The organism is Novosphingobium olei (assembly GCF_012927405.1).
GTDB classification, from domain to species: domain Bacteria; phylum Pseudomonadota; class Alphaproteobacteria; order Sphingomonadales; family Sphingomonadaceae; genus Novosphingobium; species Novosphingobium olei.
On the sequence record NZ_JABBGM010000028.1, the window covers coordinates 1 to 9,139 of the forward strand.

The 9,139-nt window shown below is 64.2% G+C and carries 6 protein-coding genes and 1 pseudogene; 4 read left to right on the forward strand and 3 right to left on the reverse strand.

Going from position 1 to position 9,139, the window contains the following annotated elements; genetic code table 11:
* Window positions 1-111: 111 nt before the first annotated feature.
* Window positions 112-1,902 (forward strand): annotated as a pseudogene (locus tag HHL27_RS21875) (strawberry notch C-terminal domain-containing protein); the annotation flags it as partial.
* Here the strand turns inward: HHL27_RS21875 and HHL27_RS21880 are convergent.
* From HHL27_RS21880 to HHL27_RS21890, 3 genes are all read right to left on the reverse strand, one after another.
* Window positions 1,889-3,028: a Fic family protein gene (locus HHL27_RS21880; protein ID WP_010890900.1), complete on the reverse strand. Its 1,140-nt coding sequence runs from the start codon at window positions 3,026-3,028 to the stop codon at window positions 1,889-1,891. The pseudogene HHL27_RS21875 and the gene HHL27_RS21880 overlap by 14 nt on opposite strands.
* Before the next feature lie 236 nt (window positions 3,029-3,264).
* A complete protein-coding gene (locus tag HHL27_RS21885) occupies window positions 3,265-3,855 on the reverse strand; it encodes a VapC50 family PIN domain-containing toxin (protein ID WP_010890901.1) in 591 nt (196 codons plus the stop codon).
* Window positions 3,856-3,867: 12 nt separating this feature from the next.
* Window positions 3,868-4,326 (reverse strand): helix-turn-helix domain-containing protein, encoded by a 459-nt coding sequence (locus HHL27_RS21890; RefSeq protein WP_010890902.1) that lies wholly within the window; start codon window positions 4,324-4,326, stop codon window positions 3,868-3,870.
* A gap of 205 nt (window positions 4,327-4,531) precedes the next feature.
* On the opposite strand from HHL27_RS21890, the gene HHL27_RS21895 reads away from it, so the two are divergent.
* The 3 genes from HHL27_RS21895 (at window position 4,532) to HHL27_RS21905 (ending at window position 9,055) form a co-directional block, all read left to right on the forward strand.
* Window positions 4,532-6,586, forward strand: a complete 2,055-nt coding sequence (locus HHL27_RS21895) for a ParB/RepB/Spo0J family partition protein (RefSeq protein WP_169495484.1) — start codon at window positions 4,532-4,534, stop codon at window positions 6,584-6,586.
* A 76-nt stretch (window positions 6,587-6,662) separates the two neighbouring features.
* Window positions 6,663-8,327 (forward strand): ATP-binding protein, encoded by a 1,665-nt coding sequence (locus HHL27_RS21900; protein ID WP_169495485.1) that lies wholly within the window; start codon window positions 6,663-6,665, stop codon window positions 8,325-8,327.
* Window positions 8,324-9,055: an ArdC family protein gene (locus HHL27_RS21905; protein ID WP_169495486.1), complete on the forward strand. Its 732-nt coding sequence runs from the start codon at window positions 8,324-8,326 to the stop codon at window positions 9,053-9,055. Before HHL27_RS21900 ends, HHL27_RS21905 begins: the two co-directional genes overlap by 4 nt.
* Window positions 9,056-9,139 lie beyond the last annotated feature (84 nt).

Consider the following 9,139-nt stretch of genomic DNA (forward strand, 5'->3'; position numbering starts at 1 on the left):
CCTAACGGCCCCAGCATTCAACCTTGTCAGGCAATTATCTGGAGTGAAATCATGGAAAACCGAAGGAAACCTGCGCCTCCCGCCGCCACGCTCGACATAAACTGCGACTGCAAAGAAGCCATCGTGGACTACCTCACCCGCGCTTTCCCGACCCGGCAGATGGAGGAATACGTCGACGAACTCGGCGACGTTCGCTCTCGGCCAATGTGGGACCAAGCCGGCAACCCGGTCCACAACCCGCAGGCCGAGGCCGCTCGCGAGCAGCTGATCGAGCATATCTGCGCGATGCCGCCGATCCCGACCGCGCTCGACGCTTTGCTAGAGCACTACGGGGTCAGCGCGGTGGCCGAAGTTACTGGGCGCTCCAAACGCCTGGTCCGCGATGGCAGCGGCCAGCAGCGCCTCGAAAGCCGCTCGCCGCGCACCAACCTTGCCGAAACCACCGCGTTCATGACGGGGGCAAAGCGTATCCTGGTGTTCTCCGATGCCGGCGGAACGGGCCGCAGCTACCATGCGAGCCTCGATGCCAAGAACCAGCAGCGCCGCGTGCATTTTCTGCTTGAGCCGGGCTGGCGAGCCGACCGCGCGATCCAGGGGCTTGGACGAACGCACCGCACCCACCAGGCCTGCCCGCCGCTGTTTCGGCCGGTCACCACCGACTGCAAAGGCGAAGCCCGGTTCACCAGCACGATCGCGCGGCGGCTCGATGCGCTCGGTGCGCTGACGCGCGGCCAGCGCCAGACCGGCGGGCAGGGGATGTTCGATGCCGCAGACAACCTCGAGAGCGCCTACGCCAAGCACGCGCTGCACGACTGGTACGGGCTGCTGGCCACCGGCAAACTCAAGAGCACGTCGCTGAAAGAATTCCAGGCCATGAGCGGGCTTGAACTCACCGACCAAGACGGAGTGCTGCGCGAGGACCTGCCGCCGATCCAGCGCTGGCTCAATCGCATCCTGGCAATGAAGATCGCCGTCCAGAATGCCATCTTCGACGAGTTCTTGACTCTGGTGGAGACGCGGGTGTCGGCGGCCAAGGAGGCCGGGACTTTCGATATCGGCGTCGAGACCGTCGCGGCCGAGACCTGCGAGGTGCTCTCCGACACGGTGATCCGTACCGATCCGGTGACGGGGGCGACCTCGCACCTCCTCGAACTGTCGCTGACCCAGCGGCGTAAGCTGCTCGCGCTCGAGCGCGTGCTGAAAATGGCCTCATACGAGAACAAGCCGCTGTTTCTGCGCAACGCCAAGTCGGGCAAGGTCGCGCTCGCGATCCCTGCGCCGTCGCACATGGACGAGGAGGGCGAGCTTATCCGCCGGTTCGAACTCGTCCGCCCGTTGCGCAGCGAATACATCCTTGCGGGCAGGCTGGACGAGACCGCCTGGGAGCCTGTCGCCCAGACCAAGTTCAGCGCGCTGTGGGAAGCAGAATACGCCGCTGACGAGAACCAGCTGGTGACCGAGACGGTGTTTCTTGCGACCGGGCTATTGCTGCCGATCTGGGGCGCGCTTCCTAAAGAGGACCTGACGGTCAACCGCATCGTCGACAAGTCCGGCGCCTCGTGGCTCGGTCGGCACGTCCATGACCTCTACGTCGATGCGACGCTCGAGAAGCTTGGCGTCTCGCGCAAAGCGCAGACTGACCCGGCCAAGATCGCCCAAGCCATTCTCGGTGGTGGCACGTGGAAGGCGCCGCATCCGCTGAACTTCACCGTTCGCACGTCCCGGGTGAACGGGGCGCGCCGGATCGAGATCGTCGGCGCCGAGGCGGCCCGCATCCCCGAGCTCAAGGCTATGGGCTGCTTCACCGAGATCATCGCCTACAAAACCCGGGTGTTCGTGCCAACCGACAAGGCCGAGGCCATTCTGCAGGCGATGACGGGCCCAGGGACTACGCCTGATTGACCGGCGGGTTTGTCCCGGCAACAGCATCGAGGATCAGGTGGTAACGGGTGGCCTTGAGCGTTCCCGTTTGCCCCATCGCGCCGAGCGCGACCAGCTCCTGAAGATCGCGGGTTGCCGTGGCCCGCGAGGTGTCGGCGATCGTGATGTAGTTGGCAGCACTGAGCCCGCCCTTGAACCCGTCGAGCCCCTCACGGAACATGCGCGCAATGACCTTCTCCTGCCGCGGGTTGAGCTTCCCCCGGTACCGGTCGTGGAACCGGGTCTTCTCCAGCAGGAAGTCGATCAGCGCCAGGCTGTGGGTCTGCGCATCAAGGACAGTCTCAGCCCAATAGGCGAGCCAGTCGGAGATCTCGTTGGACTTGTTCGCCGCTTCGAGTGCGTCGTAATAGGCCGAGCGCCGCCGCTGGATGGTCTGCGACAGCGCGATCAGGCTTGGCTGCCCGATTGCCTGCGACAGTGCCTTCTCCGCGATCGCGCGCCCGATACGGCCATTGCCGTCTTCGAACGGGTGAATGGTCACGAAGTAGAGGTGCGCGAGGCCAGACCGGGTTAGGCCGGGTAGGGGCGTAGCGCCGCCAGGGCCGGTAGCCGCGAACCATTCGAGAAACCGCGCCATTTCCGCCGCCATTTCGCGCGACGGTGGTGCCTCGAAATGGACGGTGGGCTTGTGCAAGGCTCCCGAGACGACCTGCATCGCATCTTCGTGCTCACGGTAACGGCCAACGACGTCGATGTCGCTGCGCCCACTCAGGACCAGGCGATGCCAGTCGCCCAAGACCTCTTCGGTCAGTGGAGCGGCGAAGTCCCGGAAGAGCGCCATCATCATTTCCGCGATGCCGCGTTCGGCAGGCGGGATCCGGCGGGCTTCGGTTTCGAGACCGAACTCGCGGCGCAGCGAAGACTGGACACTGTCGCGATTGAGCAGTTCGCCTTCGATCTGCGAGGTCTTCATCGCTTCGTCGGTCATGACGTCGAGCACGACGCTGGTGCGGTCCTCATCGCCGAGGTGCTTCACCACGCCGATCATGATCCCGGATTGCTGCAGGAAACGGGCCTCGTGCACGGCCAGGGCTTCGCTATTCCAGCGAAAATCAGGCCAGTCCGGCTGCTGCCAATTCCACTTCATGAGGCATTCGTTCCCGCTTTATAACTCACTCGATAGCTCATTATGAGGCATAAAGCCATGATTTATGCCTCACGGGGCGCTTGCCGCCGATTTCCGAGCGCAAGTGCTGGGGGCGCTTCACCGAGGCCTTGATCGGCGCAGGGGTGCCTTGAGCGCATTTAACATCAGCGATGTTAAATAGGACTGTGCTGTTAGACCGGCCTACCTCACGTCAGCGATCGAGACGCGAATGGACCTCAGATGGATTCGATGTGGTTGTTGAGCAGTGAGGCAGTGACGAATAGCCCATGCGCCTCTAGCGACCTCAGGTAGCCCTCTGCAGACATTTCCGGTCGCGTAAGCCGAGTGCGCAATGTTCGGATCGCGGCAACCGCCTTGCCTTCATCAAGAGCAATGGTGTCGGCGATGAACTCATCTGCAGTTCGTGCTTCGATGTTGAGCGGCGTCAGGACTGCCTCGGGGAAATCCGCGTTGTTCTCCGTGACCACCGCTTGGGCCTGTGTCTGGACGGCTGCCGCCAGCACATGTTCGTCGTTCGCATCGGGAAGACCGAAGGTCATCGACGCAAGCGAAGTGGGAGCCATTACCAGCGCTTCCGGGAAGGCGCGGTGCATGGCCCCGACCGAGCGCGCCGCGCGCGAGGCAGAATCTTCGATGCCGCGCTCGGCGAAAATCCTGCCCAGTGCGTTTTGCGTTTCATCGAGAATCCGCTGCGACCATCGCACCCGGAAGAACTCCGCTTCGGCCAGCGTGAGGAGCAGGTCCCGCCTAGGGGCGCTGACCAGTGTGCAGGCATCTACCAGAGCTGTGTAGCGATTGGCGAACATGGCGGCCGGAGATCAATAAAGGTCCGCGTCGCCCGAAAGCAGATCGTCCATAGCCTTGGCGCGCGTTTCATCACGCTTAGCCTTGTAGGCGAACACATCCTCTGCCTTGAGGCGACGATGCCTACCAACCATGCTATGGGGGATATCGCCCTTTTCGATCAGCTTGATGAGGTAGGGCCGCGAAATATTGAGCAGGTCCGCCGCTTGCTGTGTGGTCAGCATCTGCTGAATCGGAACGAGCGTGACGGCATCGCCGCTGCCAATGTGACGCAGCAATTCCAGGAACAGATCCGACATCGCCGGTGTGAGGGCGATTTCAACGGGTTTTCTGGTTTTCGGATCGGGCACGCGCAGCTTCGCCTCGCCGGCCTTCTGGGCGGCAAGAATTCGGCGAAGCTGGTTGGCGATCTGTCGGTCATCGGCCGAGGGCAGCCTGTTGCCAAAGGGCAAGGCGTTGGCTGGCAGGGTCATTGGCTCTCTCCGTGATGGCCATATTCACTATCGAATATTCGCAATAAACGCAACCAAATTCTCCGCTCCGGGTTCCGCAGCTCTGGCATATCGCCGTAAACCATGGGCCTGAAGTCCCGGGGCCGTTCCTGAAATGTCGAGGGGAGGGGGGCTGGAAGGGGTGAGCCGAAGGGCTCGGTCAATCCAGCTTTCAGGAGCACCCCCCATGAACGACATCGAGATGATCCCGCTTGGCAAGCTACGCTTGTCCGAGGCCAACGTCCGCAAGAATGACAGCAACCTCTTCATCGAGGAACTCGCCGCCAACATCGAGGCCAAGGGCCTCCTTCAGAACTTGATCGTGGCGCCAGCCAAGAAGCGGGGCATGTTTGATGTGACCGCCGGTGGTCGCCGCCTGCGAGCACTGAACTTTCTCCTCGAGGCGGGCAAGCTCGCCAAGGATCACCCCGTCGCCTGCCGCGTGCTCGACATCGATGCCGCCGAGCAGTCCGAACTCTCGCTGATCGAGAACGTCATCCGGCTCGACATGACCCCGACCGATGAAATCCGGGCCTACAAGCACTTCGTCAATGAGGGCAGCGACCTCGACGCGATTGCCAAGCGGTTTGGCCGCACCCGCCGGTTCATCGAAGGCCGCCTGCGCCTCGCCGACCTCGCTGATCCGATCTTCGCCGCACTCGAGGAAGGCAAGATCACCCTGGATGTCGCCAAGGCCTACGCAACGACCCCCAACCACGAACGCCAGATGCTGGTGTGGAACGAGCTCTCGAACTCCTGGCAGGGCAACCAGGCAGATTCCATCCGCCGGATGATCACCCACAGCGCGATCCGCTCGTCCTCGCCGATGGCGAAGCTCGCAAGCGAAGCAGATTACCTCGCCGCCGGCGGCAAGATCGAGCGCGACCTCTTCACCGAGGATGGCGGCGAGACCTGGATCGATGCCGAGATTGCCCAGCGCATCGCGGGCGAGAAGCTGCAGGCCTTCGCGACCCAGATCGCCGAAACCTCGGGTTACGCCTGGGTGCGGCCGATCCTCGAGACCCGCGTGACCTATGGCGCAACCGAAGACCTCCACCAGGTCCACCTCGAACCCGCACCGCTTTCTGACGAGGAACAGGCCGAAGCCGACCGCCTCATGGAGACGATCTCCGCGCTGGAAGCGGAAAGCGACGGCGTCGACGAGGACGACGAAGCCGCTGCCGCCGAGTTCCAGACCCGCTGGGAAGCCGCGAGCAGCGCCTACGACGCGCTCCACGACAAGCCCCCGGTGATCCCCGAGGAGATGAAGGCGAACGTCGGCTGCTTCGTGATCATCGGCGCCGACGGCCAGCCTGCGGTTGCGAGCGGCCTCTACAGCGACAAGCCACTCGAACGCCGCAAGGCGCGTGGGTCCGACGCGGGCGAGGGCGCCAGTGGGACTGCAGGGGAGGGCGGTAATCCTTCGTCCGCCCCCAAGCCGCTATCGCAGAAGCTGGTCGAGGAACTTGCCGTCCAGCGCCGCGACATCCTCGCGATCAACCTCGCCTCGACCCCGGCGATCGCGCTCGACTACCTGATCTTCGCCATCGCTGACTCCCGCGCGCTCTACAGCGCGCAGGCCTTGGGCACGACGCTCCGCGCGCCGTCGCCCTCGCTTTACCTTGCCAATTACCCTGAAAGCCCGGCGCATACGCTGATGGCCGACATGCGCGAGACGCTCGACCTGTCATGGACCGAGCATCGCCGCACGGTCGACCGGTTCTCCGCATTCAGCGCGCTCGACGACGATGCCAAGGCAAGCTGGCTCGCCTGGTGCATGGCGAAGACGCTGGAGGCCAGCATGGGGATCGACAAGAAGGCGGGCCAGTCCGGCCCTGAGCCGATCGATCTGCACGATCATCTCGCCGCGCTGATGGGGATCAACGTCGCCAGCCACTGGCGGCCGACATCGGCCAACTACTTCGACCGGGTCAGCAAGCAGGCGCTGCTTGCCCACGTCAGCGAAGTCGGCGGACCGACCATGGCGGCCAGCTTCATGGGTTCGAAGAAGGGCGACCTCTCGGCCTCCTGTGAGAAGCTGTTCGCCGGCGAGACCATCGTCGCCCCCGAGGTCAAGGAGGCTGCGCTCGCCTGGGTGCCCGAGGCCATGCGCTTCCGGGTGCTCGCCGCGAGCGAGCCTGATGACGAACCGCCGGTCGAGCACGAACCGGACAGCGATGCCGATGAGGTCGAATCTGCCGAGGAGCAGGGCGCCCAAGCCGGCGAAACCGTCGACGCCTGAGCCAGCCTTGCCGGCACGCTGCCCGCGCACCCTTTGCGGCCAGCGGCAGCGTGCCGGTCCATCCAGGAACCACCCCATGACCATGATCACCAAGCTGCGCGCCCGGGTCTCTCCGCACGCGATCTCCAAGGTTACCCGGATCTTCAACGGGACCCTCGACGACATCTTCAACGAGCTCCTCCAGAACGCCCGCCGAGCGGGCGCGACCCGCATCACGGTCACCGCCGAGCATATGGAGGACGCCTGCCACATCACGGTGAGCGATGACGGCGCCGGGATTGCCGACCCGCTCGACCTCGTATCGCTGGGCCATTCCGACTGGTCCGACGAGTGCCGTACCCGCGAGGATCCGGCGGGCATGGGCTTCTTCAGCCTTGCTGGCCTCGACACCGTGGTCAGTTCGCAAAGCGCGGGCGGTGCGTTCTCGCTGGCAATCACAGGCGATGCCTGGACCGGCGAGGCCGACATCGATGTCCTGCCCTTCGACGGGCCGCGCGGCACGGCAATCGCCTTCCGGTTCGATCCGCAGCCTGACGGTAAGCTCGAACGCTGCGTCGAGGCGGCGGCCCGGTTTCTGCCGCTGCCGGTCAGCTACAATGGCAAGGACCTCGCCCGCGCCGATTTTCTCGCCGATGCGCACAAGGTCATCGAGCGGGATGGTTTCCGGATTGGTGTGTTCCGCGACCGGCATTCGCCCCCTATCGCGACGCTCAACTTCCACGGGGTGACCCTCAAACACGCCTTCCCGGTCGTGAAGGAAGTCCACTACACCCAGTGGTCCGTGCAAGTCGATGTCGTCGACGCGCCCGATCTCGTCCTGGTGCTCCCCGCCCGCAAGGAAATCTACCGCAACGCCGCGCTCGACCGGCTCGTGGCGCTCTGCCGCGAGGCGATCTTCGCGGCCATTCGCGAGGAACCATTCCACCGTCTGAGCTTCGAGAACTGGCTCGAAGCGAGCTTGTATCACGACGACTTTCCGCAAGCGGTCCGGCAGCTACCGCTGTGGTACCCGACGCTTGCCCGTGACAGCTACCGCGAAGTGCCGCGCTTTGCCGACCTCGAGCCGGGCGCGGCGATCTATGACGACACCGACTCCTTCGATGCCGTCACCTTCGGCCGCGCCTTGCGGCGCTCGAACGGGGGCGAGATGCACCGCCTCGGCGGCCCCGAACCGCGCGCATTCTACGAGCCGATCTCCAATTTCATCGGCTATCCCTGGTACGATGCCCTCCCGGCCTTCGTGCGCACCGGCGAGCGCTTCACTTTCGATGGCGACAAGCCCACCGATGAAGAGGGTGCCGTTACCCTGCGCCCCGACGCGATCACGATCGAACTCACCGATCAGCACGACCGGCGGCTCGATCTCGAGACCGACTTTGCGATTCTGGAAGATGCCGACTCCTGGGGCGATCCCGACTGCGCGCGCATTGCACTGACCCGCACCACCGTACTGGGTCCCGACGATCTCACCGACCTCATCATCGATGCGGTGTTCAGCCCTTCCGACGATTCCGATGCCGACAGCTACGACACCCAGGAGACTCGTTTCCGTCATGACGCGGCGGTGCGCGCGCATGCCATCCTTGAAGGCGAGGACGCGGCGATCCTTGCCGGCATTCGCATGGCCTTCGCAGACCGCGTAGCCTGGCGCATCCCGCACGGACGTACGCTGCGCCTCTCCTGGTCGGGCGACTGCTCCGACCTCTCGCTCGATTCTGCCCAGGAGGGCCCGGCCCAATGACCCGTTATCCCAAACCCGACGTCGCGCAGGTCATCACCGACCTGATCCTCGATAAGATCGCCGCCGGCACCGCCCCTTGGCTCAAACCTTGGACCTCGACTAGCACGCGGCCGCTCCGCCATAACGGAATCGCCTATTCGGGGATAAACACTTTCTTCCTTTGGGCGGTCGCCGAGAGCAGGGGTTACGCCAGTCCCTACTGGATGACCTTCAGGCAAGCGCTCGAACTCGGCGCCCATGTCCGCAAGGGCGAGAGCGGCTCATTCAGCGTGTTCTACAGCTCGGCGCGCAAGACAGACACCGATCGCCAGACCGGTGAGGCGACGGAGAAGACCGTCCGGTTCATGAAGTGGAACCACGTCTTCAACGCCTCGCAGATCGAGGGACTGCCGGCGCACTACTATCCCGAACCGCCCGATCCCAAGGCGATCGGCGAGCTCTCGGCCGGAGTTCAGGCCTTTCTCGATGCGATTCCGATCCGCGTCGTCCACGGCGGCGATAGCGCGCATTACTCGCCGGGTACCGACACGGTGACGCTCCCGCCGCCCCAGGCGTTCCATTCGATCGAGGCCTATTTCTCGACCCGGTGCCACGAGCTCGGCCACGCCACAGGCTCGGCAAAGCGCCTCAACCGCCAGTTCGGCAAGCGCTTCGGCGACGATGCCTATGCTTTCGAGGAAATCGTCGCCTTATCTGGACAGTCTGCACCGTGCCTGACGCACCATTGAATGGTATGTTCTTGGCACAACGCAGGGGGTCATCAGGCCGGATGAAGCGCTATCCATAAGCTGGCGTAGTCCGGCCTGATGGCC